This window comes from Polaromonas aquatica (assembly GCF_050626995.1).
GTDB classification, from domain to species: domain Bacteria; phylum Pseudomonadota; class Gammaproteobacteria; order Burkholderiales; family Burkholderiaceae_C; genus Polaromonas; species Polaromonas aquatica_A.
Genome location: NZ_CP192467.1, coordinates 724,348 through 750,541, shown reverse-complemented (window position 1 = coordinate 750,541; position 26,194 = coordinate 724,348). Strand labels below are relative to the sequence as shown.

Genomic DNA, 26,194 nt, shown 5'->3' with positions numbered 1-26,194 from the left:
TTCGACTCACGCGCACAATCACCTCGTCTTGACTTCGCATAACGCTCCACCGGTTATTTATCCGCTGGAGCGTTCGCGTTTTCTGGGGATCGTGATTTTGGGTATCTGGCTGTCCGGCCTGCTTTTAACCGCGTTCTGGTGTTTTTCTGGGATCCATTCGCTGGATTGGCGAGTCGGCCTTGCGGTGGCTTCTGTATTGGGGGCCGGCGTTGCGGCTCGCATTGGCTGGCAAAGCTCGCCCATCGGCCAGCTTGCATGGAGTGGGGAAACCTGGCGCTGGGAAAGCCCAGGCTACCAGGCAGGAGTTGCGGAGTACGAACTCTCGGTTGTTATCGATTTCCAGCATGTGCTGCTGCTCCGGCTTGAAAACCAAACCCATAAGCGATTGTGGATGTGGGTGGCGCGCAGCGCCATGCCGGAGCGCTGGCTGGATCTGCGTCGTGCGGTGTACTCTCCGCACAAGTTGTCTCCAGCATCATCGCAGCACGACTATCTGCAGTTCGATCTTGCGCCGGCTGTGGCAGTATCGGGGGCTATGCGCCCTGCTGATACCACGCAAAAACACCCATGAGTGCTGACCTGCCTCCTGTACAAGCGGAGAATGCGACAGACAGCGACGCGATGCTGGTGGAGCGCACAGTCGCGGGTGACCAAAAAGCGTATGAACTGCTGGTTATCAAGTATCAGCGGCGCATCCAGCGCCTCATTGGCCGCATGGTGCGCGATGTGGACCTCGTGGAGGATATTGCCCAAGAGACGTTTATCCGGGCTTACAGAGCTTTGGCGCAGTTCAGGGGCGAGGCTCAGTTTTACACCTGGCTTTACCGGATTGCGGTAAATACCGCAAAAAAGGCCCTCATGGACCTCAAACGGGATCCCACCGTTTCTGAAAATTCCTTCAAATCGGGCCAAAGCGATGAAAGCGATGAAACTTCCCCGCTGGAAAACGAACTAACAAGCTCGGAAACGCCGGAAGCCGTGCTGGCCAGCAAGGAAATTGCGGAAATTATCAATACCGCCATGGAAGCTTTGCCGGAGGAACTTCGCCAAGCCATCACCTTGCGTGAAATTGAAGGGTTGAGCTATGAAGAAATTTCTGAAGCCATGGATTGCCCTATAGGGACGGTGCGGTCCCGGATATTCAGGGCACGCGAAGCGATTTCCCAGAAGGTCAAGCCCTTGCTGGAAAACCAGAGCGGCAAGCGCTGGTAAGCAAGCGGCCTCACTTAGGAGCCATTCATGAACCCATGTGTCACATCAGGTCTTTTCAGCCCACCCGGACGGCAGCCGCGTTGCCCATAAATATCATGAAATCGTCCATGAAAACCAACGAACTCATGTCTGCCTTGGCCGATGGTCAATTGAGTGGAGAAGACTTTGCTGCCGCGCTCCATGCCAGCTGTCACGACGATTCAGCCGTCGTTGCGTGGGACACCTATCACCTGATTGGCGATACGCTGCGATCTCCTGCGATCCAGGCCCGGGGCGCTGACATGGCATTTCTGAAACGCCTGAACCAACGTCTTGCCCAAGAGTCTTCGTTCAATACGCGTCCGTACGTTGCCGCAACAGGTGTGGAAGTTGTGCAGACACCTGTGGAAGTGCAGTATCCCCGCGCGCAGGCCGCCAACCAAAGTGACTTTCGGTGGAAGTTGGTGGCGGGAGTTGCGTCACTTGCCGCGGTTGCCGCGATCGCCTGGAATGCCAGCGGTCTGCTGGAGCCTGCCAGTACGCAGCAGCTTGTAATGGCACCGGCATCGCAACAGTTAGTGGTCGCGTCGCCGCAGGGCCCCATGGTACGAGATGCCCGGCTTGAAGAGTTATTGGCTGCGCATAAGCAACTGGGGGGCACATCTGCCTTGCAGGAGCCTTCAGGGTTTTTGCGAAATGCCACCTTTGAAATACCACACAATGCGGGGCGCTGAGCGGGTGCCGGCTTCCTCCAGGGTGTCCGAAATACCATGAAATTCAAGCTCTTTCGCCTTATAGCCCTTCCAGGATGTGCGCTATTAGCTATGAATTTTGTAGCGGCACAGGTGCCGTCGACCGCTGTTGCAGCTCCCGTTGAATCCCGAAACATCAACGATTGGCTGATGCGCATGCACGAGGCTTCAAAGAAGCGCTCGTATGTCGGCACTTTTGTCGTCTCCTCCGGCGGCGCCATGTCCAGCGCCAAGATATGGCATGTCTGCGAAGGCGATCAGCAGATGGAGCGGGTTGAAACACTCACGGGTGCGCCGCGCTCGATCTTCCGGCACAACGACCAGGTGGTGACCTTCATGCCGGACCACAAGGTGGTCCGCAGCGAAAAGCGTGAATCACTGGGCATGTTCCCCCAGCTGCTGCAGTCAACCGACAACCGGATCGCCGATTACTACAAGGTACGGCAGGAAGGCACTGAACGTGTCGCAGGCGTCGAGGCCGATATCGTGGTGCTGGTACCCAAAGACAATATGCGGTTTGGTTACCGCGTCTGGACCGAGCAGAAAAAAGGCTTGGTCGTGAAGCTGCAGACTCTGGATACCGACGGCAAGGTGCTGGAGCAGGCGGCTTTTTCGGAGCTGCAGCTCGATGCGCCCGTCAAGATGGACAAACTCCTTCACATGATGGGCAAGATTGACGGCTACCGCGTGGAAAAACCTGTCCTGGTGAAGACCACGGCCAGTGCGGAAGGCTGGCTGTTGAAGGCGCCGGTTGCAGGTTTCAAACCCATGAGCTGCTACAAACGTCCTGCTACTGCACAGGCGCCGACCAGCTCCGTGGCCGGTGAAGAGCCTCTGCAGTGGATATTTTCCGACGGGTTGGCGTCGGTGTCCATCTTTGTGGAGCCGTTCGACCGGCAACGCCATGACAGGGAATCTAGTCTCACGATGGGCGCCACCCAGACGATTACCCGGCAACTGGACGCCTATTGGGTCACTGTGATGGGCGAGGTTCCGATGGTCACCTTGAAGCTTTTTGCCAATGGGCTGGAGCGCAGGAAATAATAAATACAGGCATACCCCAAGGATTCCTTGGGCGGCCAGATGCAACAGATTTTTTCGCAGGCAGTGACGCTATTTGCTGCCGGGATGATTGCCAGATAACCAACATTTATGACGAGGCTGATGATGCTTGAATTGAACTGGAAACCATTGCGCTCCTGCCTGACAGCTATCGTCGTAGCTGCTACCGCAGTCTGTACGCTGGTGCCCGCTTCGCCGGCGTGGGCGCAGAGCCGCACACTGCCGGATTTCACGGACCTGGTTGAGCAGGTGGGCCCTTCGGTGGTCAACATTCGCACCCTTGAGAAAGCCAAGGCCGCGGCCCCCGGAAGCGCAGATGAGCAGATGCTGGAATTCTTCAAGCGCTTTGGCATCCCGGTTCCTCCCAACATGCCACGTGCCCCCCGGCCTGATCGCAGCCCTCAGCCCGACGAAGACCAGCCACGCGGCGTGGGATCCGGCTTCATCCTGACGGCAGACGGCTTTGTCATGACCAACGCCCACGTGGTGGAGGGCGCCGACGAAGTTCTTGTCACCCTGACCGACAAGCGCGAATTCAAGGCCAAGATTATCGGCACCGACAAACGCAGCGACGTTGCCGTCGTCAAGATCGAGGCGACGGGGTTACCCGCCGTCAAAATTGGCGATATCAACCGCCTCAAGGTGGGGGAATGGGTGATGGCCATTGGCTCGCCATTTGGCCTGGAAAACACCGTGACCGCGGGGATCGTGAGTGCCAAGCAGCGGGATACCGGCGATTACCTGCCTTTTATTCAGACCGATGTGGCCATTAACCCCGGTAACTCCGGTGGGCCCCTTATCAACATGCGCGGTGAGGTGGTGGGTATCAATAGCCAGATCTATTCGCGCTCTGGTGGCTTCCAGGGGATTTCATTTTCCATTCCGATAGACGAAGCGGCACGCGTGTCCGATCAGTTGCGCACGAGCGGCAAGGTCACGCGGGGCCGCATTGGCGTGCAGATCGACCAGGTCACCAAGGAAGTGGCGGAGTCAATTGGTCTGGGCAAGGCTCAGGGCGCCTTGGTGAGGGGTGTTGAAAGCGGTGCACCTGCGGAAAAAGCGGGCATAGAAGCTGGGGACATCATCATCAGGTTTGACGGCAAGCCGATTGAAAAATCCAGCGACCTGCCGCGCATGGTCGGCAACGTGAAACCGGGCACCAAGGCCGTGGTGACTGTTTTCAGGCGTGGCGCCAGCAAGGATCTTTCCGTCACGATCGGAGAGGTCGAGGCTGAGAAACCCGCACGTAAGGCTTCGGCAGGCCCCGAACCCAAACCCCCCGTAGCGGGCGCCGCCCAGGCTTTGGGTCTGGCCGTGAGCGAAGTGCCCGATGCACAGAAGAAAGAGCTCAAGATCAAGGGCGGCGTCAAGGTGGACTCGGCCGAAGGGTCTGCTGCACGAGCTGGCCTGAAAGAGGGTGACGTAATTGTTGCGATTGCCAACTCCGAAATCACCAGCGTCAAAGAGTTTGAAGCAGCCCTCGCCAAAATCGACAAGTCCAAAGCCATCAACGTACTGTTCCGCCGGGGCGAGTGGGCACAATATGCGTTGATCAGGCCTTCTCGCTAAGCCATTCATCGACAATGAAATGAGACTCTTGCGGCGACGCGGCAAGAGCGGCAATGAAGCAGTTTGCCCCCATACCCTGCCGGGCTATGGGGGTTTTGCCATTTGGGGCGGGAATTTGTCGCTTCGCAAAATATATTTTTGCGAGGAAGTGAGTCTACTTATTGTTAGTGAATGCTCACAATTAAATGCTCCATGGACCATTTTCGGTAGAATATGAGCTCTCCCCTGTGCTGTTTCGATATATCAAAATGGCCGAAGAGTCGGTTTCTCTCTTTATTTTGAGTAATACCGAACGCTCCACAGATCACCCACAAGTTGTCCAGAGACAACCGGTAGAAAATTGTGAATAAGTTGTGCATAAGATTCATGTTGCTAGCCTGCAACGACAAAAATATGGCGATTTCGGGACTGTTCGGTTCCGGCTTTTTGCCTACAATGAAGTTCCAACTATCGCAGTTGCCATAGATTGTTGGTTCAGGGCGCGTCGCTACTCGACGCGCCCTTTTTTATGGCCCTCGCGAATTACGTTCAATCTCTTCGCAATACTTTCAAGTACTTAGGCGTTCTCGTTGATGAATCACATCAGAAATTTTTCGATCATTGCCCACATTGATCACGGCAAATCCACGTTGGCTGATCGTCTCATCCAGCGCTGCGGCGGTTTGCAGGACAGAGAGATGAGCGCGCAGGTTCTGGACTCGATGGATATTGAAAAAGAGCGTGGGATAACCATCAAGGCGCAGACCGCTGCGCTCAAATACAAGGCACTCAATGGCGAGGTCTACAACCTCAATCTGATCGACACGCCGGGCCACGTCGACTTCTCTTATGAAGTGAGCCGCTCGCTGTCTGCATGCGAGGGCGCGCTGCTGGTGGTGGACGCCAGCCAGGGCGTGGAAGCGCAGACCGTTGCCAACTGCTACACCGCGCTGGACCTCGGCGTGGAAGTCGTGCCGGTGCTCAACAAGATGGACCTCCCGCAGGCCGACCCCGAGAACGCGAAGCAGGAAATCGAGGAAGTGATCGGCATCGACGCGACCGACGCGATCCCTTGTAGCGCCAAGACCGGCATGGGCATCGATGAAATCCTGGAGGCCATCGTCGCCCGGATTCCTTCACCCAAGGGCAACCCCGACGGCCCGCTGCGCGCCATGATTATCGACAGCTGGTACGACGCCTACGTGGGCGTGGTCATGCTGGTGCGCGTGGTGGACGGCCGGCTCGCCAAGGGTGACCGCATCAAGCTGATGGCCAGTGAGGCGATGTACAACGCCGAGCAACTGGGTGTCTTCACCCCGCATACCGAACCCCGCCAGTCGCTCGAGCCCGGCGAAGTGGGTTTCGTGATTGCAGGCATCAAGGAGCTGCAGGCCGCCCGTGTGGGCGACACCGTCACCTTGGTCAAACCCGGCACCGGCGGCGCGGCCTTCACCGCCACCCAGGCGCTGCCCGGTTTCAAGGAAATCCAGCCCGCCGTTTTTGCCGGCCTCTATCCCTCCGAAGCCAGCGAGTACGAGTCCCTGCGCGACGCGCTGGAAAAACTCAAGCTCAACGACGCCTCGCTGCACTACGAGCCGGAAGTCAGTGAAGCCTTGGGTTTCGGCTTTCGCTGCGGCTTCCTGGGCCTGTTGCACATGGAGATCGTCCAGGAGCGGCTGGAGCGGGAGTTCGACCAGGACCTGATCACGACCGCGCCCAGCGTGGTCTATGAGGTGCTCAAGTCCGATGGCGACACCATCATGGTCGAGAACCCGTCCAAAATTCCGGACGCCGGGAAAGTCAACGAGATCCGGGAGCCCATCGTCACCGTGCACTTATATATGCCGCAGGACTACGTGGGCGCCGTCATGACGCTGGCCAACCAGAAGCGCGGCGTCCAGCTGAACATGGCCTACCACGGCAAGCAGGTCATGCTGACCTACGAGATGCCGCTGGGCGAGATCGTGCTGGACTTCTTCGACAAACTCAAATCCGTCTCGCGCGGCTACGCGTCCATGGACTACGAATTCAAGGAGTTCCGGGCTTCCGACGTGGTGAAGGTCGACATCCTGCTCAACGGCGAGAAGGTGGACGCGCTGTCCATCATCGTCCATCGCAGCCAGTCGGCCTACCGCGGGCGGGCGGTGGTAGCCAAAATGCGCGAGATCATTTCGCGCCAGCAATTCGACGTCGCGATCCAGGCGGCCATTGGGGCCAACATTATTGCGCGTGAGACAATCAAGGCGCTGCGCAAAAATGTGATCGCCAAGTGCTACGGCGGCGATATTTCACGCAAGCGCAAGCTCCTTGAAAAACAAAAAGCGGGTAAAAAACGCATGAAACAAATCGGTTCCGTTGAAGTACCCCAGGAAGCCTTCCTGGCCATTTTGCAGGTGGAAGACTGATGCGCGGCGTAATGAGCACGATTACGGCCGTGGTGCTGGCAGCTTTTGTGGGCTACGGCGCAGCCTGGTATTTCGGCGCCGTCGAGGGTAATTTCTCCCTGCTGTTGTTCCTGGCGTCGGTGGTCACTGGCATTTACTGGCTGGCTGAGCGCTTCTACTTTTTGCCGCAGCGATACCGTGAGGCCGCAGCGCTTGAAGAAAGTGCCGCCCGGCGGCAAACCGAGCTGGCCGGCAAGGGCATCAGCCAAGTCGACATGAATGTTGATGAAGCCAGAACCCGGCTCATCATGCAACCTTGGTGGCTGGACTGGACTGCCGGCCTTTTCCCGGTGATCGTGGTGGTTTTCCTGCTGCGCTCTTTCTTGTTTGAGCCCTTCAAAATTCCCTCGGGCTCGATGATTCCGACCCTGCTCGTCAATGACCTGATTCTCGTCAACAAATTCCATTACGGAGTTCGCCTGCCGGTGCTCAATATCAAGGTGCTGGATAACAACAGCCCGCAACGCGGCGATGTCATGGTGTTTCGCTATCCACCAAAACCGAGCCTGGATTACATCAAGCGCGTGGTGGGCGTGCCAGGGGATGAGGTGGCTTACCTGAACAAGAAGCTGACCATCAACGGCAAGCCTCTGGTCAAGACGCCTTTGCCCGACTTTTTTGACGAAGATGTTTTGCGCTATGCCAAGCAGTTCGAAGAGGTCAACGGGGTCAGAAAATACCGCCTGCTCAACGATGAATCACGGCGCGCCGGTCTCGATGAGCGGGAGGTCATGGACTTTCCATTCAAGCAGAATTGCCGTTACAGTAGCGAGGGCGTCGTCTGCAAGGTGCCAGAGGGGCAGTACTTCATGATGGGTGACAACCGCGATAATTCGCTGGATTCCCGCTACTGGGGTTTTGTCCCGGAAAAAAACATTGTGGGCAAAGCTTTTTTTGTCTGGATGAATTTCGGCAACCTTAAACGCATCGGTTCTTTCGAGTAGCCAATATGGCGCACTTGGTGTGCCAATTGGCAACGCGATAAAACTTCCCAGTCGAGCAGGAGAAAAAATGAAGCATCATCAACGCGGTATTTCCTTTATTGGCGTCCTGTTTGTGGGCGGTGTTCTTGTCTGTGGCGGTATTCTGGCCGCCCAGGTTTTTCCGACGCTGGTGGAATTTCAGGCGATCAATAAAGCCGCCAACAAGGCTCGGGATGGCAACACTGTTGCAGAAGTAAGGTCAATATTCGACAAGGCCGCCCAGATTGACGACATCAAATCGATTACGGGCAAGGACCTGGTGGTGACCAAAGAAGGTGATAAAACCGTGGTGGCTTTCGCCTATAACAAGGAAATTCACATGGCTGGACCGGCTTATCTGCTGCTCAAGTACAACGGCCGATCCAAGTAAGTGCGAGCCAGTGCCACCTCAAGTCCTGGCCTGCTGGCACTGCAAAAGCGCCTGCAGCATGATTTCTCCGACCCGAAGCTGCTCCAGCAGGCGCTGACGCACCGCAGTTTTTCGGCTGACCATAATGAGCGCATCGAGTTCCTGGGCGATTCTGTCCTGAATCTGGCCGTTGCGGGGCTGCTCTATGAGCAATTGAGCTCTTTGCCAGAGGGCGACCTTTCACGCGTGCGGGCTAACCTGGTCAAGCAGGATACCCTGCACAAGCTTGCCGTCGTGCTTGGCTTGCCTGAATTGGTGCGGCTGGGCGAAGGCGAGGCAAAGTCCGGCGGACAGAAACGGCCCTCCATCCTTGCCGATGCGCTGGAAGCCGTGATCGGTGCGGTCTATCTGGACGCTGGTTTTGAGACTGCCGACCGGTTGGTGCGCCGCCTGTTCAAGGACGTAGAAATCAATCCTCAGATGCAGGCTATCGGCAAAGACCCGAAAACCGAATTGCAGGAGTGGTTGCAGGGGCGCAAAATGAACCTGCCCATTTACCGTGTAGTGGGTACCATGGGTGCGGCCCACAAGCAGACTTTCGACGTGGAATGCGAGATCACCGAGTATGGCCGTGCCGAGCGTGGCATCGGCGGCTCCCGCCGTGCCGGCGAACAGGCTGCAGCGGCGGCCATGCTCATGTTTGTCAAGACACTGGATTCCTGACTCCGCGCCGGTGGCGCCCGAAGGCTGCAGGCCAACACACCAATATTATGAGTACAGGTAAAAAAGAACCGAAGAAACCGGGGACTGCTGCGGCAGCTGCCCCTGCAGCCGCGCCGAAAAAGCGACAAGCCAAAGCCCCGGAAGCCGTCCAGCCGCCGGATGCGCTGGAAGCCATGCTGGCGCAGGCGCTGTCCTTACGCGGCGCGGCCATGCCTGCCCCCGATACTGCTCCCGCCCCCCCTGCCGGCGAGCAGCGCTGCGGCCTGATCGCCATCGTGGGCAAGCCCAACGTGGGAAAGTCGACCCTGCTCAACGCCTTGGTCGGACAAAAGATCAGCATCACCTCTCGCAAGGCCCAGACCACGCGTCATCGCATCACCGGCATGCGCACGGTCAAGGCGACGCAGTATGTTTTCGTGGACACGCCGGGCTTCCAGACCCGGCACGGTAACGCGCTGAACCGCTCGCTGAACCGCACTGTGGTCGGCGCTGTGAACGATGTCGACCTCATTATTTTTGTGGTCGAGGCCGGACAGTTCAACCAGGCCGACGCCAAGGTACTGGCCCTGCTGCCCGAAAAGACGCCGGCAATTTTGCTGGCCAATAAATTCGATTTGATTCACCGCCGCGCCGAGATCGCGCCGTGGCTCAAGGAGATGCAGGAGCGGCACAATTTCGCCGAGTTCGTGCCCATGTCGGCCAACAACGCCAAGGACATTGAACGCCTGTTTGGCATCTGTGAGAAATATTTGCCTATCCAGCCCTGGATGTATGGCGCCGAGGAATTGACCGACCGCAGCGACCGCTTCATGGCGGCCGAGATCATTCGCGAAAAGCTGTTCCGGCTGACTGGGGACGAGCTTCCCTACACCTCGACGGTCATCATTGACAAGTACGAGGAAGAGGGGAATTTGCGAAAAATTGCCGCGACCATCGTGGTGGAGCGCGACGGCCACAAGGGGATGATCATTGGCGAGAAGGGCGAAAAGCTCAAACGCATCGGCACCGAAGCCCGGCACGAGCTCGAGACTCTCACCGGCGGCAAGGTGTTCCTGGAAATCTGGGTCAAGGTCCGCTCGGGCTGGGCGGATGACGAGGCACGCGTCAAGACCTTCGGGTATGAGTAGGGCCCCCACGCTAGACGTGGCCCCCACGGTCACTCACTTCGTGTGTTCCCTGCCCCCCGAGGTGGCCGCTGCGCCTGCGGCCCGGCAAAGCCGGTTCCGCGGCCCCTGCTGGTGGATAGCTTCCTGTGACCTCCGCCTAATGGCCTGATCATGGCCGCTAGACGCATCGGCGACGAACCAGCCTACGTCCTCCATCGCTACGACTGGAGTGAATCCAGCCTGATTCTGGAGGTGTTTACCCGTAAATATGGGCGAGTGGCGCTGGTGGCGCGGGGGGCCAAAAAACCCAGTTCCAGTTTCCGGCCAATTTTGTTGCCGCTGCAGCCTTTGCACATTGCCTTCGGCGGCGATGCTGAAATCCGCACCCTGAAGAGCGCCGAATGGCAGGGCGGCCATGTCATGCCTACAGGCGACGCTTTGCTGTCGGGTTATTACCTCAATGAACTGCTCATGCGGCTAATGGCACGTGACGACCCGCATCCCGTCTTGTTTGACGCCTATGCAGCTACTGTACAGCTTCTCGCCGCGCAAAGTGCCGAAACCCTGCAGTTGGCATTGCGCGCGTTCGAGCTGCGCCTATTGCGCGATATCGGTCTGCTGCCCCTGCTGGATGCCGAAACGGCCACCCTGTCTCCCCTGTTGCCCGACAGCCGCTATGTACTGGTGCCTGAAGCGGGGCTACGCCAGGCGCATGATGATGACCGCGTGAGCTTGCCCGGTTCGCAGTGGCAGGCGCTGCAGCAGGCCCTGGGTGACGAGGCGCTGTTCTCTGACACGGTGCGCGCCTGTATCCCCGGCTTCAATGAGCTTAAAACCCAGTTGCGCGGGCTGCTGCACTACCATTGCGGCGTGAAGGTCCTGAAAACCCGGCAAATGATGATGGACCTGCAAGCCTTCTAGAGACCACTGCCATGAAAACTCTTCCTCCTGCCCATGTGACGGCTGCGTCCCCTGCGGCGTTTCAGAAAACCGCCTTGTCCGTCAACGTCAACAAGGTCGCCTTGCTGCGCAATACCCGTCACCTGGATATCCCCAGCGTGCGGCGCGCCGCTGAACTGTGCCTGGAGGCCGGCGCCCAGGGCATCACCGTGCATCCGCGGCCCGACGAGCGGCATATCCGACCCGATGACGTCTTTGAGCTCGCGGCGCTCATGAAAGACTGGCCCGACCGCGAATTCAACATCGAGGGAAACCCGTTCCAGAACCTGATGGGCTTTGTGCACGACCTGGCCGCCCGGGGCTTGCCACTGCACCAGTGCACCTTTGTGCCCGATAGCGAAGACCAATTCACCAGCGACCATGGCTGGAATTTCCCCGAAGACGCGGAACGCCTGCTGCCCCTGATAGAAGAGGTGCACGACCGCCGTGTGCGGGTCAGCCTTTTTATGGACCCGGTTCCCGAAGCCATGGCAGCCGCCAAAGCGGTGGGTGCCGACCGGGTCGAGTTTTACACCGAGACCTACGCGCGCGCCTGGGCCACCCCTGAAAAGGCCGAAGTCCTGGCCCGCTTTACCCGGGCGGGCCAGGCCGCCGCGGCAGCCGGCCTGGGTATCAACGCCGGCCACGACCTGAACCGCGATAACCTGACGGAGTTTGTGCGCGAAGTCCCCGGTGTGCTGGAGGTCTCGATAGGCCATGCCTTCGTGGCTGACGCGCTGGAACTGGGTTACGCCGCGACCACCCGCAGCTACCTGCACTGCATCAACCGGGCATTTGCTCCCGCATGACTTGCCTTCGCTGCCTCAAGCCAGCCCTGAAAAACCAGAATAAGCCGCGGAACTGGCTTTGCCGGGCCGCAGGTGGGAAGCCCTTTACCCAGTGCAAGGGGTCAGGAGGCGCCGCAGGCTCGAAGTGGGCGATCCTGGGGTCGCCATGATCTACGGGATAGGCACCGACATTTGTGATGTCCGCCGCATCCGGGCCAGCCTGGAGCGGCATGGTGAACGGTTTGCCCGCAGGATCCTGAGCGACGGGGAGCTCGCTACGTGGAAGCACCGCAGCGCCCGCTGGCCCGACCGCGGCGTCGCCTACCTTGCCACCCGGTTTTCGGCCAAAGAGGCCTTCAGCAAGGCCATCGGCACCGGCATGCGCATGCCCATGACCTGGCGCAGCTGCGAAATCGCCAAGGCATCCAGCGGCAAGCCCGAGATCGTGCTGCACGGCATACTCAAGGCCTGGTTTGAGGAGCGCCAGCTCACCGCCCATGTTTCCGTTACCGACGAAGCCGATTACGCCGCCAGCTTCGTAGTTGTAGAGAAAAACAGCCTCTAGCGCCCATCATTCGCGCGCCACCCGCTATCAATTTAATAGTAATAATTCCCGATCTTTAGCCATGACCCAGCACGCCCCTCTTATCATCGACATCGCCGGCCTCACACTGACCAAGGCCGACCGGCGCCGCCTGAAACATCCCTTGACCGGCGGCATCATCCTGTTTGGCCGCAACTGGCAGGACCGCCGGCAACTGAGCGCGCTCTGTGCTGAAATCAAAAGCCTCCGCCAGGATTTGCTGATTTGCGTGGACCACGAAGGTGGCCGCGTGCAGCGCTTCAGGACGGATGGTTTTACCCATCTGCCGCCGATGCGCGCACTCGGCACGTTGTGGATGAAAGACCAGCTTGCCGCCACCAACGCCGCCACCGCCTGCGGCTATGTACTGGGCGCCGAGCTCCGCGCCTGCGGCATTGATTTCAGCTTCACACCAGTGCTGGACCTGGACTGGGGTGAAAGCGGTGTCATCGGCGACCGGGCTTTTGGCCGCGATCCGCGCGTGGTCACGCTGCTGGCCAAAAGCCTGATGCACGGGCTGCTGCAAGCCGGCGTGGCCAACTGCGGCAAGCACTTTCCTGGTCACGGCTTTGTCAAGGCCGACTCCCACACCGACATTCCGGTCGACAGGCGCAGCCTGAAGGCGATTCTGACCGACGATGCCGCGCCTTATGAGTGGTTGAACACCACGCTGACCAGCGTGATGCCGGCACATGTGATCTACCCCAAGGTGGACGCCAGGCCGGCGGGCTTCTCTGAAAAATGGCTGACTTACATCCTGCGCGGCCAGCTGGGTTTTGGCGGTGCGATTTTCAGCGACGACCTGAGCATGGCCGGCGCCCGCCTCATTGACGGCAAGGAAGTCAGCTACACCGCGGCTGCGGTCACAGCGCTTAACGCCGGCTGCGACATGGTCCTGCTGTGCAATCAGTCGCTGGGGGAGGGAAAACCGGTAGACGAACTGCTGGACGGCATGGCTGAGGCGTTGCTCAAAGGCCAGTGGGAAGCACTGGAGTCCAGCGAACTGCGCCGCCTGGATTTGCTGCCCGCCACACCGGCTCATGAATGGGACGAATTGATGCTGCATCCGGCCTACATGCATGCGATGGGACTGATTCCCTGAAAACGCCTTCGGGTTTTTCCGGCCTGCTACTAAATAGATAGCAGATTGCGCCCGTATTTATTGGGGCTAAGGCTTATTTATCATAAATTTCCCACGATGGACGGTCCATGCAAGTCATCTGGCTGAGTCGTAATCTTCAGGCCGATGGCCACTCCAGCCTGCCCGCCGCATCCATATGCGTCAGGTACACCCGCAGGTCAAATTCATACTGGTGGTACCGCGGCTCCATATGGGTGCAGAGCTGGTAGAAAGCCTTGTCATGCGCTTTTTCCTTGATGTGGGCGAGCTCGTGCACCGTGATCATCCTCAAGAACTCTACCGGTACTTCCCTGAATAGCGTGGCCACGCGGATCTCACGCTTGGCCTTGAGTTTGCTGCCCTGGACCCGGGAAATGGTGGTGTGCGTGCCCAGCGCATGGGCAATCACATGCAGCTTGCTGTCAAACGCGACTTTGGAGAGCGGCTCCGAACTGCGCAGGAATTCGCTTTTAAGCCCCATTACATAGTCGTACAGAGCCTTGTCCGTCCGCACACCATGGGCGAGAGGGTATTTGGCAAGCAGCACCTCGCCCAGACGGCCCTTAGCCAGCAATTGCTGCACCTGGGCCTGCAGGCTGTCGGGGTAGCCAAGAAGATATTTGAGTGGCGTCATAGATCAACAGGCCCGGTAAAGCCAATCCCGCGGCCCCCGCTGGTTGTGCCTACAGAACTCTTCAACCCAGCATGAGCCGCGGGACCGGCTTTGCCGGACTGCAGGCGGGCGGCCCCCTCGGGGGGCAGGGAGCGATACGAAGTGCGCGACCGTGGGGGCTCAGGCCTCGCGGCGCAATGCCGGGAACAGAATCACGTCACGAATGCTGGGACTGTCGGTCAGTAGCATCATCAGCCGGTCTATACCGACGCCGCAGCCGCCCGTCGGGGGCATGCCGTACTCCAGCGCGCGGATGAAATCATGGTCATAAAACATGGCTTCATCGTCACCGCTGTCCTTGGCAGCCACCTGTGCGTTGAAGCGGGCAGCCTGCTCTTCAGCATCGTTCAGCTCGCTGAAGCCGTTGCCGAACTCGCGGCCTGTAATGTAGAGCTCAAAGCGTTCCGTTACTTCCGGCCTGTTGTCATTGGCGCGAGCCAGCGGGGAGATTTCTGTCGGGTGTTCCATGATGAAAGTCGGTTGCCAGAGCTTTTCTTCGACCAGTTCCTCAAAGTACAGCACCTGCAGGCTGGCCAGCGAACGCGCCGAGAGACGGTCTTTTTCCTCGTTCATGCCCAGCTTGCGCAGCGCATTGGTCAGCCACACGGCATCATCGACGTTGTTGCCGGCTTCAGTGTGCTTGAGGATGGCTTCACGGATCGTCAGACGGGCAAACGGTTTGGCGAGGTCGACTTTTTCTTCCTTGCCGCCATAGCTCAGCTGCAGTGTGCCCACAGCCTTTTGAGCCGCGTCGCGAATCAACGCCTCGGTGAAGTCCATCAGGTCGTTGTAGTCCCAGTAGGCTGCATAGAACTCCATCATGGTGAATTCGGGGTTGTGCCGCACCGAGATACCCTCGTTGCGGTAGCTGCGGTTGATCTCGAAGACACGGTCAAAACCGCCGACGATCAGGCGCTTGAGGTAGAGCTCCGGCGCGATCCGCAGAAACATCTCCTGGTCCAGCGCGTTATGGTGCGTCTTGAAAGGCTTGGCATTGGCGCCGCCGGGGATCGGATGCAGCATCGGCGTTTCGACCTCGAGGAAGTCGTGGCTGACCATGAAATCGCGAATCGAACTGACGGCTTTGCTACGGGCGGTGAAGCGCTTGCGTGCCTGCTCGTCGGTGATCAGGTCGACATAACGCTGGCGGTATTTTTGCTCCTGGTCGGCCATGCCGTAAAAATCGCCGGGTAAAGGGCGCAGGCTCTTGGTCAGCAGGCGTACGCTGGTGGCGTGGATGGATAACTCGCCGGTTTTGGTCTTGAATACCTTGCCTTCTGCCGCGATGATGTCGCCCAGGTCCCAGTGCTTGAAGGCGGCATAGGTCTCTTCACCGATTTCGTCACGTGTGAGGAAAATCTGGATGCGGCCGGTGCTGTCCTGCAGGGTGGCAAAACTCGCCTTGCCCATGACACGCTTGAGCATCATGCGGCCCGAGATCCTGGCTGAAACCGCTTCGGCGGCCAGTGCGTCCCCATCCTTGCCGCCGTGCGCGGTGTGCAGTTTGCCCGCATGGTCGGACGGCTTGAAGTCGTTCGGGAAGGCAATCCCCTGGCTGCGGATGGTTTTGAGCTTTTCGCGGCGTTCCGCGATCAGCTTGTTTTCGTCTTGGGCAGGGGGCAGGGTGTTGTTATCGGACATGGTCAGAAGGTATGAAAACGATCGGGGCGCTGCCAGCAGGCCGCTCTGTAGCTGTTGCGAAGAAAGCGCCAAACCGTTGATTTTAGTTTTTTAAGTGGGCGGTTTCCCTGTTCAGGGCCGGCGGCCCCTATTTAAGCCTTGATAATCCCGCTTATGTACCTGCGCGCCGGCGTTTTTTCCCTGGGTTTGCTCCTGGTCAGCCGCCTGCTCGGTCTGCTGCGGGAATCGGCCCAGGCTGCCGCATTCGGAGCTACCGGGCTTGGCGACGCTGTGATTGTGATGTTCACCTTGCCGGACTTGCTGGTGGGTATATTGTTTAGCGGCGCACTGGCATATGTGTTGTTGCCGGAGTGGGCTCGGCAAACGCCTGCACAGCAGGACGCCAGCCAGAAAAAGGTCGCACAGGCGCTGATCGGTATTGGCCTGGGCCTGGCGGTGTTGATCTGGTTGCTGCGGGATGTGTTGTCCCATGCGCTTGCACCGGGCCTGCGGGACGACATGGCCCTGCTAGGCCGTGACTCTCTCGGCTGGAGCGCTGCCGTTCTGCCGCTGGCCATGCTGGCCGCGCTTTGGGTCACACGGCTTCAGCATGAACGGGATTTCATCGGCATGTATAGCGCCAATCTCGTGGTTAACCTGTTGCTGGTTTTGGCGCTATTCCTGGTGCCGCAAAACAGCGCAAACCGAGCCGTCTTTATCCTGGGTTGCTTCCTTATGGCGGCTATGGTTGCGCGTCTGGCCTGGTTGGCCTGGCGGCTTCCCAAAGCTGCGTCGGGCCCCGTTGCGACGGGTCGAGTCCTGCCTGTGGCCGGCATATGGATCTGGGCCGGCCTGTCATCGGGCCTGTTGTTGCTATTGCCTCTACTTGGGCGTAGCCTCGCGTCCCGCGCTGGGGAGGGGGCACTTGCCGACTTCAATTACGCCTGGAAGCTGGTGGAGCTACCGCTGGTGCTCGCAATACAACTCGTGGCCAGCCTGGCTTTTCCAGCAATTACCCGTACCGAAACTGGCTCCGCAGAGCGCGACAGGGCCCTGCAAATCGCTTTTCTCCTGGCATGGGCCCTGGCTTGCGCGGCGATCGCCGTGGTAGGCAGCTTTTCGTTGCCGCTTGCGCAACTGTTGTTCGGATGGGGTCGCATGGATTCTGAGCATCTCGAAGTTATTGCGCGCTGGGGGGCCATCGGCATCTGGTCGTTGCTGCCACAGGCTCTGATCGCGGTATTACTGACGGCTATGGCTGCGTCGGATCATATGCACCGTGCAGTCTGGGCTTATGCAGCTGGTTTGGCCATGCTCGCCGGTGCTGCTTGGGCCGGGCTTGTCGGAGGCGCGCCTGTGATGGGTGCTCTCAATGCCATATTGGCTGGCATCACCCTCGCCATGTTGTTTACTGAGCGCGAGCAGATTCACCGGGCGTTGCCATGGCGTGCCATGCTTGCCCCATTGGGCGCTTGCCTGCTTCTGGTAGGGGCCAGTCGCTGGTTTGGCCACTGGGGTTTGCTTCCCAGCGCGCTGGTAGCCGGCCTTTTCGCGGTTGTGGTGTTGGGCAGCGCGCTGCTCGCCAGCCCCCTGTTGCGCAGTTTTGTGGTCCGGCAGCCGTTGGCTGTGCCGCAAGCTGGCGGGCAATAATGGCTTATTCCTTTGTCGCCCCATGATTGACTTACTGACCATTACCAACCAGCCAGAGCTGGCGAAGCGCTGTGACCAGATGCCGGGCATGCGGCTGTTTGTGGACCTTGAACGCAATGGCAAGGCCGAGCGCCAGGCCGGGCGTAACACTTTCATCAGTATGCATCAAATTGACGATGTGGGCCGTGTCAAGACGGTCTTACGGAACTCGCGTCTCATGGTTCGCGTCAATCCCTACCAGCCGGATCAACCCGCAGCATCCCGTGCGGAGGTCGATGCTGTGCTTGCGCAGGGGGCCGACCTGCTGATGCTTCCGATGTTTTCGACGGTGCAGGAATTGCGGAGTTTTTGCGAGATCGTTGATGGCCGTGTGCCGATTGTGCCCCTGCTCGAAACCGTGGGTGCGCTCGAATCACTCGAGCAATGGCTGGACACGCCGGGGCTTGGAGAGATCTTTGTCGGCCTGAATGACCTGCACCTGGCGATGGGCTGCCGTTTCATGTTTGAGCCGTTGGCTCAGGGCCATGTTGACCGCGTAGCTGCGGCGGCAAGGCGGCGAGGTTTACCGATCGGCTTTGGTGGTATAGCCCGCGCAGACGAGGGCTTGCTTCCTGGCCGCGATGTTCTGGGTGAGCATCTGCGCCTGGGTTCGCGGGCAGTGATCCTTTCGCGGACTTTCAATCGACCCGACGGTGAACAGCCGTTCGAGGGGGCGGTGGAGGCGCTTCGCGAGGCCGAGTCCACGCTTGCGTTGCGCAACGCCGCACAAATCGAAGCCGACCGTGTCCGTGTGGCCGCGTTGATCAACCAACTCGCACAAGCGGACCAATCCGCATGAAACGCCTGATGGACGTGGCGCTGTCGTTAACGGCGCTGCTGCTGCTGTCGCCTTTGCTGCTTTTGGCGGCTTTGGCAATCAAGCTCGATAGTGGCTGGCCGGTGTTTTTCAGGCAGACCCGGATCGGAAAAAATGGCCGGGAATTTGAAATGTACAAATTCCGCAGCATGGTCAGGAATGCACCAGGACTTGGGCCGCACTTCACCGCGAATAATGATCCGCGCATTACACGGGCGGGTCGCTTGATCCGGCGCACCAGCATTGACGAGCTCCCTCAATTGGTCAATGTGCTGCGTGGCGACATGAGCCTGGTCGGGCCGAGGCCGCATGTGCCTGCCGAACGCTCCCTGTATACAGCCGCCGAATGGGAAAGCCGCTGCAGCGTGTTGCCCGGAATTACCGGGCTGGCGCAGATCAGCGGGCGTTCGGACATCTCGTTTGAGCAACAGCGCGCCCTTGACCTGCAATATGTCCAGGAAAATTCATGCTGGCTCGATATCCGGATTCTCTGGGGAACGGTACGCCAGCTCGGCGGTAAACATGCCAATTGAGAGGACATGGCGGCTGTCCGCTTCAGCAGGGCCGGACCCTATAATCCCGCTATCGCAGCCGACTCCCCAAAGCAGCGCTCTGGCCGCTGAAACAACGTGAATCAAAGACAAGCTGAATCTCACATGGAGCAAAAGCCGCTAGGCTACAACGTTCACACGGGCTCCGACCGGCAGTCGATGCTCGAGGCGATGGGACTTTTTTCGGTGGAACAGCTGTTTGCGGACGTGCCGCAGCAAGTCCGCCTCCGGCGCGAGCTTGACATCCCTGCGGCGCTCAGCGAATGGGAACTGATGCGTGATGTCATGGCGATGGCCGGGATGAACCAGACGGTGCTCACGCATTCAAATTTTCTCGGCAGTGGCGCTTACGAGCATTACATTCCGGCGGTCGTCGACGCCATCGTCTCACGGGGTGAGTTCCTCACCGCCTATACGCCGTATCAACCCGAAATGAGCCAAGGCCTGCTGCAGGCCCTGTTTGAATTTCAGGTTCTTGTCGGCCGCTTGCTGGGCCAGGAGTCGGTCAATTGCTCGGTGTATGACGGCGCGACGGCGCTAGCCGAGGCTTGCTGGATGATGTGCTCGGCCAGTGGCAAGCGTCGCATTGTGGTGACCCAGGCCCTTTGGACCGAATACCACGAAGTGCTGGTGACTTATCTGGAGCCGCGCGGCGTGCGGCTCGACAGCTTCGGGCATGACGCGGCCACCGGCCAGATCGACCCGGCGGCCCTGGCCGCAATGCTGGGGTCCGGCGACATTGCCGGAGTCGTGGTGCAGAGTCCCAATGCCCTTGGCGTTGTCGAAGACGTTGCAGCGCTTTCGCCGATTTGCAACAAGGGGCAGGCAATGCTTGCTGTGTGTGTCAATCCGCTGCTTTGTGGCTGGATAGAAGCACCTGGCAGGCTCGGGGCGGACATCGTTGTCTGCGAAGGTCAGTCGCTCGGTCTGCCACTCAGCGCGGGCGGACCGTATGTCGGCATCATTGCCTGCAGCAAACCACTGGAACGCTATCTGCCGGGCCGGCTGGTGGGCCGAGTGCACGACCTCAACGGCAAACTGGGTTATGCGCTGGTCAAGGAAGACCGCGAGCAGCACGTGGCGCGGGACAAGGCTACCAGCCACATTTGCTCGAACCAGGCGCTCAATGCGATTCGTGTTGCGGTCTACCTGGCCTGCCTGGGTGACGCCAATTTCTTGCGGATCGCCGAGGCGAACGCGGCCAATGCGGCTTTGTTGCACGAGCTGCTGGTTGCGCTGCCGGGTGTCAAGCCGCTGCGCAGCGGCGCTTTTTTCAACGAATTTTCGATCGAGTTGCCTGTTGCTGCCACCGTCTTTTGCGCGCGCATGCACAAGCACGGATTTTTTGCGGGTGTTCCCGTCGCGGCCGGTCTGGCAGGGCACGCGCGGGGGTTATTGGTTGCGGTGACTGAAACCAAATCCCGCGCTGACATCGAAGCCTACGCTGCGCAGGCGCGGGCTTGCCTGCAGGAGTGCTGAGATGGCTGCTACTTCCGCCTCCCAGACGATCATCGAACTGCACCGCCCAGGCGCGGCCAGCGATGTTTTTGCCGGGCGCCTGCCCGGTAAGGCACCTATGCCCCCGGCTTTTGCACGAGCCCGTACGACCATTGGGCTTCCCGAGGTCAGCGAGGTTGACGTCGTCAGGCACTTCACGCGCCTGAGCCAGGAGTCCCATGGTGTGGACAATGGGCCCTATCCGTTGGGGTCGTGCACCATGAAATACAACCCGAAGCGCAATGACGAGCTCGCACGCCTTCCGGGTTTTGCCAATGCCCACCCGATGCAGGATCCGGCCAGTCTGGGCGGCGTCTGGGAAATGTACGAGCGGTTGCAGTCCATGATTTGCGAGATCACGGGCATGGATGCCTGCTGCCTGGCACCTGCGGCGGGTGCCCATGGCGAGCTTGCAGGCTTGCTGGTGATTCGCGCACATTTCGCGCAACTCAATAAGCGGCGCCCGGTGGTACTGGTGCCTGACTCGGCGCACGGCACCAATCCCGCGTCGGCTGCAATGGCGGGTTTTGACTGCCGCATCGTGCCGTCGGACCTCAAGGGCCGGGTTGACCTTGCTGCGCTGCGGCAGATGCTTACCCCCGATGTGGCGGCTTTCATGCTAACCAATCCTTCAACCCTTGGCCTGTTTGAAGATCAGATTGTCGAGATTGCCGACGCGGTTCATGACAATGGTTCACTGCTCTATTACGACGGAGCTAACCTCAACGCGCTGATGGGCATCGTGCGCCCCGGCGACATGGGCTTTGACGTGGTTCATGTCAATGTGCACAAGACCTTTTCGACACCGCATGGCGGCGGCGGCCCCGGGGCCGGTCCGGTTGCGGTCAAGGCCGCACTGGCTGCCTATCTGCCGAGTCCGGTGGCAGTCCGAAGGAGCGGCGTGGCGCAGCGCGATGATGAGCGGCCGTTGTCGATTGGCCGTATGAAAAGTTTCCACGGCCATGTCGGCGTATTGCTGCGTGCCTATGGCTACCTTCGCACCATGGGCGGAGCCGGCTTGCGTCAGGCATCCGAAAATGCGGTGCTGAATGCCAACTACCTGCAGCACCGGCTAGCGCCCATGTTGCCGCCGGTTTACGACCAATTCTGCAAACATGAGACCCTGCTGTCGGGGGAAAAACTCAACACTTCGGCACGCCAGTTCGCCAAGCGTCTGATTGACTATGGCATTCACCCGCCAACACTGGTCGGCGCGGGCTGCGTTTATTTTCCGGGTGACCTCAAGTCGGCGATGCTGATTGAGCCGACTGAAACCGAAACCAAGGCCAGCCTGGACTATCAGGTGGACATTTTCCGGCGGGTCTTTGATGAGGATGCGACCGACGAAGCACTCGTCGAAAGTGCGCCGCTGAGCCGAAAAATTGCACGAATTGATTTGAAGACTTAAGGATTTGCCATGTGTGGAATAGCTGGCGTGGTCAACGCTGCGGGTACGAGCAAAGACGATGTGTGGAAAATGATCGACTGCATCAAGTATCGCGGCGTCGACGAGCAGGGAGTCGAGGATCTTGGGAGAGCGGTACTCGGCCACGCGCGGCTTGCGGTGGTTGACCCGGAAAACGGCATGCAGCCCATGTCCAGTACCGACGGTAAGGTCTGGGTTGTTTTTAATGGCGAGATTTTCAATTTCATCGAGTTGCGTGAACAGCTTAAAGCCAAAGGCTATAAGTTCAAGTCGCGTTGCGACACCGAGGTGCTGGTGCACCTGTGGTGCGAAAAAGGCGAAAAGATGCTCGACGACCTGGTCGGGATGTTTGCTTTTTTCATCTGGGACCAACGCACGGAAACTGGCATGCTCGCGCGGGACCGCCAGGGTATCAAGCCGTGCTTTTACGCGCCCTATCAGGACGGCCTGGCTTTCGCCAGCGAGATAAAAGCCATCCTCGCGCTGCCGAAATTTGAACGCAAGGTTAACGAAACCGCGCTCGGCAATGTCTTTACTTTTAACTATTGCCCACCGCCAGAGACGTGCTTTGAAGGCGTTCGCCACCTGCCGCCCGGCACCTTCATGCGTTATGGCGCGGGCAAATTTTCGGAACCTGTCCGCTACTGGAGCTGGCCGCTGGATGGCCCTCGCATTGATGCTTCCCAGGAACAACTGGAGCAGGCGCTCAACGAGGCAATCAAGCTGCAAATGCGATTTGACGTCGACGGTGGGCTCTTTCTTTCCGGCGGCGTTGATTCGTCCGTGATCGCCAATCGGCTGGTGCCGCAGTGGAATCGGCCGAAGCTCGACGCGATCGGCTTGCGCATCGAGGACAAGGGGTTTTCGGAGTACTCCTATGCGGAACGTGTGGCTTCAGAACTCGACATCAATCTGAAGCCACTCGACATCACGCCTGGCGATATTCCCGAGATTGCACAAACCGTGGTGCGTCATGCGGAACAGCCCCACGGTGATTTTTCCTTCTTTCTATTCTTCCTTCTTTCCCGCGAGGCGCACAAGCAAGGGAAAATCGTGATGTTTACGGGTGATGGTCCCGACGAGGTGATGCTCGGTTTTCGTCACAACGAGCAGTTTTTCTCCGAAATGACGCGCACCAATTTCCCGATGCGCAGTTACTTCGACCTGATCAGCTACAGCACTGAAAAAGACCGTCAGCGCATGATGAGCCCAGGTTTTTTCCCGAATACCCAGGGGGCGCTCGACAGGTTCATGGAAATCATCGAGCCGTTCGGTGATCTGGAGCCGGCGGAACAGGTAGCAGCCTACGAGCTCAATTCGCTGATGCCGGGCAACAATTCGGTCAAAGGCGACCGTATGGGAGCCTGTTGGTCAATTGAAGGCCGGGCGCCTTTTCTTGATCACCGCGTCAGCGAGATGTTTGCGCGTCTTCCGGTAACTTCAAAGTTTCGCGACGGCATCGGTAAGCATTTTCTCAAGCAGGCGGCGGCGAGCTATTTCGACCACGATTTCGTCTTCCGTCCCAAGACCATGCCAACCCTGCCGATTGGTGAATGGATCAAAGGGCCGCTTTATACCTGGGCGCGCGATGTGCTGAACCTGCCTGATGGCAATCGCTTCGACCGCAATGAGTTGCTGGTGATGCTTGAGGAGCATCGAAGCGGCCTGCACAATCACACGAAGCAGCTGCGCACCCTGTTGATGACAAAGCTTTGGCTGCAGGAATTTTTCCCCGAAAACGCATAACAAAAAACGGAAGGCCGGACATGGCAGATTTTGATTACTACCTGGCGCAGTTTGTCGATATCCATGGCCGGCCCAAGGCCAAGCTGGTGCCGGGCAAGCACAAGGAAATGATCTTTGGTGCAGGAGCTGGTTTCGCGGGCTTCGCGATCGCAGGCATGGGAATGGAGCCACATGGGCAGGAGTTCATGGCTGTTGGTGACCGCAGCAGTGTGCGTGCCGTGCCCTGGATGCCCTCGACCGCCAGTGTTAGCTGCGACGGACATGTCGACGGAAAACCGCATCCGCTTGATTCCCGCGTGATCGCCAAAAAAGCGCTGGCAGCTTTTCGCGATGCCACCGGGCTGGAATTCTTCTCCGGCCTTGAGCCCGAATTTTTTCTGCTAAAGGCAACCGCAGGCGGTGGGTACGAGGTTGCGACCGGCTCCGAATCGCTTGACAAGCCCTGCTACGACTTCCGGCACCTGTCGTCGGTCTCGGATTTCCTCATGGAACTGCGCTCCGCGTTAGAGGGGGCGAATATCGATGTCTACCAGATTGACCATGAAGACGCGAACGGTCAGTTCGAGATGAACTTTACCTATGCCGACGGCCTGCGTACGGCAGACAATTTGACATATTTCAAAATGGCAGCGACGGCAATCGCAAAAAAACACGGCATGTTGTGTTCATTCATGCCGAAACCCTTTTCCGAGCGTTCGGGCAGTGGATTGCATATGCATATGTCGGCCGGAAAAGGATTCGGTAACAACGCCTTTGAGGACAAAACCGATCCGCGCGGCATGGACCTAAGCCCATTGGCCTATCATTTCCTCGGAGGATTGATGGCTCATGCTGCGGGGCTGACGGCAATTGCCGCTCCTTGTGTCAACTCTTACAAAAGGCTGGTTTCGCGCGGCTCGCGCTCTGGCGCGACCTGGGCGCCTGTCAATATCGCCTGGGGCAACAACAACCGGACAGCCTTTGTGCGCATTCCTGGCGGTCGGCTTGAGCTGCGCGTGCCTGACGCTTCCTCAAATCCGTATCTGCTGACCGCCGCCATTGTTTATGCGGGGCTGGATGGCATCGAGCACAAGCTCGATCCTGGTGTGCCATGCAACGATAATCTTTACCAAATGAGCATGGATGAGCTTGGCACGCGGGGGATTCGGCGCCTGCCAGATTCATTGCCCAACGCACTCGAGGCACTGAGGGCGGATAACGCGTTGTGTGCCGGCCTTGGTCAAGCTTTTATCGAGGAATTCATAAAGATAAAGAGTGTCGAGTGTGACGAACTGCTGCTTCATGTTGCGCCTGCTGAGTTTCGGCGGTACGTTGATTTCTTCTAGTGCGATAGACGACTCCCAAGCGAAAGACCGCGCATGAAGAAAGTTCTGTTTGTCGCTTATGGTAGTGGCCACGTGCGGATGGTGGTACCCGTGGCCAAGGCACTTGCTCAGACGGGAGCAGTTCGGGTCCAAATTCTGGCTTTGACCACAGCCGCTCCGATTACAAGGGCTGCGGGGCTCGAAACTCTGCAATTCAAAGACTTTGTGACACAAGCCGATGTTGGTGCTCTTGAGCATGGCCGGCGCCTTATGGCGGAGATGCGAGAGCCCCCCGACGATCCTGCCGAGACCATAGCCTACCTAGGACTATCGTACGCGGAGCTGGTTGAAGATGTCGGTGCTCAAGAGGCTGAAAGGCTTTACCGTCGTGAAGGTCGCCAGGCATTTTTACCTGTACGTACCTTGCGGCGCATCCTAGCAAAGCTGGCGCCGCAATTGGTGATTGCTACTAACTCGCCTCGGGGTGAACGCGCTGCGATTGTGGCAGCGCGTAGCCTTGCTTTGCCTTCGATCTGTCTAGTGGACTTGTTCTGCCTCGATGAAGTCAAATGGATAGGTGCGCCAGACTATGCCGATCGCATTTGTGTCCTCAACGACTCTGTACGACAATTTTTGATCAACACGGGCCGCGATCCGGCGCAGGTCGTGGTAACTGGTAACCCAGCCTTTGATGAGCTGGGCCACCCTGAGCATGAAACTGCAGGCCGGACCCTGCGGCAGGGTATGCAATGGAGCGGCAAGCATGTGTTGCTCTGGCCAATGCAGGTTGAGCCAGCCTATCACCCTTTTAATGGCAAGCCGGGTAATACTGACTTGCCTGAAAAAGCGCTTGCCGCAGTAATGGCTTGGGTGTTATCACGGGATGATGCTGTGCTGTGTGTTCGCCCGCGCGCAGGTGAGGCGGCGCCGTCTTTGCCGGATGATCGGCGCATTGTGTTGACCGGACAGAATTTCAGCCTGCCGGATCTTCTGTATGCGATCGATATCGTTGTGACACTCAATTCGACAGTCGGCCTTGAAGGCCATCTTGCCGGTGCGCGGGTAGTCCAGGTGCTTGGCTCCGTGTTCGATGATGCTATGCCGCTCCTGGACTACGGAATGGCCGACGCCGCGGTCGCCGTGGACGGAGTAGGAGTGGCGTTAGACCGTTGTAAGGGTCTGCCACGCCGACTTTCAGGCAATCACTTGGGAAGTGCCCGCAATGCAGTGCTGAAAGTGGTGAGCGGATTCCTATAATGAACAATTTGCATTGAGATCAGGCA

General features: G+C 58.8%; 24 protein-coding genes. 22 read left to right on the top strand and 2 right to left on the bottom strand.

The annotated features are described in order from the left end of the window. Positions 1 to 28 precede the first annotated feature (28 nt). The 14 genes from ACQ4MS_RS03705 to nagZ all read left to right on the top strand — a co-directional run bounded on the left by ACQ4MS_RS03705 (position 29) and on the right by nagZ (position 13,570). The gene (locus tag ACQ4MS_RS03705) at positions 29 to 571 is read left to right on the top strand and encodes a hypothetical protein (protein WP_431097811.1); all 543 of its coding nucleotides are present in this window, start codon (positions 29 to 31) and stop codon (positions 569 to 571) included. Further along, a complete protein-coding gene (rpoE, locus tag ACQ4MS_RS03700; RefSeq protein ID WP_431097809.1) occupies positions 568 to 1,212 on the top strand; it encodes an RNA polymerase sigma factor RpoE in 645 nt (214 codons plus the stop codon). The genes ACQ4MS_RS03705 and rpoE overlap by 4 nt, the downstream gene beginning before the upstream one ends. 107 nt (positions 1,213 to 1,319) lie before the next feature. Then, positions 1,320 to 1,925 (top strand): sigma-E factor negative regulatory protein, encoded by a 606-nt coding sequence (locus tag ACQ4MS_RS03695; protein WP_431097808.1) that lies wholly within the window; start codon positions 1,320 to 1,322, stop codon positions 1,923 to 1,925. A 90-nt stretch (positions 1,926 to 2,015) separates the two neighbouring features. Beyond that, positions 2,016 to 2,987 (top strand): MucB/RseB C-terminal domain-containing protein, encoded by a 972-nt coding sequence (locus ACQ4MS_RS03690; protein WP_431097806.1) that lies wholly within the window; start codon positions 2,016 to 2,018, stop codon positions 2,985 to 2,987. 123 nt (positions 2,988 to 3,110) lie between these two features. Then, positions 3,111 to 4,574: a DegQ family serine endoprotease gene (locus ACQ4MS_RS03685; RefSeq protein WP_431097805.1), complete on the top strand. Its 1,464-nt coding sequence runs from the start codon at positions 3,111 to 3,113 to the stop codon at positions 4,572 to 4,574. Between the two features lie 572 nt (positions 4,575 to 5,146). Continuing rightward, positions 5,147 to 6,958 (top strand): translation elongation factor 4, encoded by a 1,812-nt coding sequence (gene lepA, locus ACQ4MS_RS03680; protein ID WP_431097804.1) that lies wholly within the window; start codon positions 5,147 to 5,149, stop codon positions 6,956 to 6,958. Next, entirely contained in the window at positions 6,958 to 7,941 is a 984-nt protein-coding gene (gene lepB, locus ACQ4MS_RS03675) for a signal peptidase I (RefSeq protein ID WP_431097802.1), read from the top strand. The genes lepA and lepB overlap by 1 nt, the downstream gene beginning before the upstream one ends. A gap of 67 nt (positions 7,942 to 8,008) precedes the next feature. Continuing rightward, positions 8,009 to 8,350 carry a DUF4845 domain-containing protein gene (locus tag ACQ4MS_RS03670; protein ID WP_431099530.1) on the top strand — a complete coding sequence of 114 codons (342 nt, stop codon included), beginning with the start codon at positions 8,009 to 8,011 and terminating at the stop codon, positions 8,348 to 8,350. Beyond that, on the top strand, positions 8,351 to 9,052 hold the full coding sequence (gene rnc, locus ACQ4MS_RS03665) for a ribonuclease III (protein ID WP_431097801.1): 702 nt from the start codon (positions 8,351 to 8,353) through the stop codon (positions 9,050 to 9,052). Between the two features lie 173 nt (positions 9,053 to 9,225). Continuing rightward, complete coding sequence (gene era / locus ACQ4MS_RS03660; RefSeq protein ID WP_431099529.1) at positions 9,226 to 10,179, top strand: GTPase Era; 954 nt, start codon at positions 9,226 to 9,228, stop codon at positions 10,177 to 10,179. A 150-nt stretch (positions 10,180 to 10,329) separates the two neighbouring features. Then, positions 10,330 to 11,079 (top strand): DNA repair protein RecO, encoded by a 750-nt coding sequence (recO, locus tag ACQ4MS_RS03655; protein WP_431097800.1) that lies wholly within the window; start codon positions 10,330 to 10,332, stop codon positions 11,077 to 11,079. An 11-nt stretch (positions 11,080 to 11,090) separates the two neighbouring features. Next, a complete protein-coding gene (locus ACQ4MS_RS03650; protein ID WP_431097799.1) occupies positions 11,091 to 11,906 on the top strand; it encodes a pyridoxine 5'-phosphate synthase in 816 nt (271 codons plus the stop codon). A 145-nt stretch (positions 11,907 to 12,051) separates the two neighbouring features. Then, entirely contained in the window at positions 12,052 to 12,450 is a 399-nt protein-coding gene (acpS, locus tag ACQ4MS_RS03645) for a holo-ACP synthase (protein WP_431097797.1), read from the top strand. Between the two features lie 61 nt (positions 12,451 to 12,511). Then, complete coding sequence (gene nagZ / locus ACQ4MS_RS03640; protein ID WP_431097795.1) at positions 12,512 to 13,570, top strand: beta-N-acetylhexosaminidase; 1,059 nt, start codon at positions 12,512 to 12,514, stop codon at positions 13,568 to 13,570. Positions 13,571 to 13,706: 136 nt separating this feature from the next. On the opposite strand, the gene ACQ4MS_RS03635 is transcribed toward nagZ, so the two are convergent. Beyond that, the gene (locus ACQ4MS_RS03635; RefSeq protein ID WP_431097794.1) at positions 13,707 to 14,222 is read right to left on the bottom strand and encodes a YgjP-like metallopeptidase domain-containing protein; all 516 of its coding nucleotides are present in this window, start codon (positions 14,220 to 14,222) and stop codon (positions 13,707 to 13,709) included. Between the two features lie 159 nt (positions 14,223 to 14,381). Further along, positions 14,382 to 15,902: a lysine--tRNA ligase gene (gene lysS / locus ACQ4MS_RS03630; RefSeq protein ID WP_431097793.1), complete on the bottom strand. Its 1,521-nt coding sequence runs from the start codon at positions 15,900 to 15,902 to the stop codon at positions 14,382 to 14,384. A gap of 153 nt (positions 15,903 to 16,055) precedes the next feature. Between lysS and ACQ4MS_RS03625 the strand changes: the two genes are divergently transcribed. From ACQ4MS_RS03625 to ACQ4MS_RS03590, 8 genes are all read left to right on the top strand, one after another. Continuing rightward, the gene (locus ACQ4MS_RS03625; protein ID WP_431097791.1) at positions 16,056 to 17,531 is read left to right on the top strand and encodes a lipid II flippase MurJ; all 1,476 of its coding nucleotides are present in this window, start codon (positions 16,056 to 16,058) and stop codon (positions 17,529 to 17,531) included. 22 nt (positions 17,532 to 17,553) lie between these two features. Further along, positions 17,554 to 18,369: an aldolase/citrate lyase family protein gene (locus ACQ4MS_RS03620; RefSeq protein ID WP_431097790.1), complete on the top strand. Its 816-nt coding sequence runs from the start codon at positions 17,554 to 17,556 to the stop codon at positions 18,367 to 18,369. Then, positions 18,366 to 18,920 (top strand): sugar transferase, encoded by a 555-nt coding sequence (locus ACQ4MS_RS03615; RefSeq protein WP_431097789.1) that lies wholly within the window; start codon positions 18,366 to 18,368, stop codon positions 18,918 to 18,920. Before ACQ4MS_RS03620 ends, ACQ4MS_RS03615 begins: the two co-directional genes overlap by 4 nt. 123 nt (positions 18,921 to 19,043) lie before the next feature. Continuing rightward, positions 19,044 to 20,417 (top strand): aminomethyl-transferring glycine dehydrogenase subunit GcvPA, encoded by a 1,374-nt coding sequence (gene gcvPA / locus ACQ4MS_RS03610; RefSeq protein WP_431097788.1) that lies wholly within the window; start codon positions 19,044 to 19,046, stop codon positions 20,415 to 20,417. A gap of 1 nt (position 20,418) precedes the next feature. Next, complete coding sequence (gene gcvPB, locus ACQ4MS_RS03605) at positions 20,419 to 21,843, top strand: aminomethyl-transferring glycine dehydrogenase subunit GcvPB (protein ID WP_431097787.1); 1,425 nt, start codon at positions 20,419 to 20,421, stop codon at positions 21,841 to 21,843. A gap of 9 nt (positions 21,844 to 21,852) precedes the next feature. After that, positions 21,853 to 23,607 carry an asparagine synthase (glutamine-hydrolyzing) gene (asnB, locus tag ACQ4MS_RS03600; protein ID WP_431097785.1) on the top strand — a complete coding sequence of 585 codons (1,755 nt, stop codon included), beginning with the start codon at positions 21,853 to 21,855 and terminating at the stop codon, positions 23,605 to 23,607. A 20-nt stretch (positions 23,608 to 23,627) separates the two neighbouring features. Then, a complete protein-coding gene (gene glnT, locus ACQ4MS_RS03595) occupies positions 23,628 to 24,932 on the top strand; it encodes a type III glutamate--ammonia ligase (protein ID WP_431097784.1) in 1,305 nt (434 codons plus the stop codon). A gap of 33 nt (positions 24,933 to 24,965) precedes the next feature. Beyond that, positions 24,966 to 26,168 carry a UDP-glycosyltransferase gene (locus ACQ4MS_RS03590; RefSeq protein ID WP_431097783.1) on the top strand — a complete coding sequence of 401 codons (1,203 nt, stop codon included), beginning with the start codon at positions 24,966 to 24,968 and terminating at the stop codon, positions 26,166 to 26,168. The last annotated feature ends 26 nt before the right edge of the window (positions 26,169 to 26,194 follow it).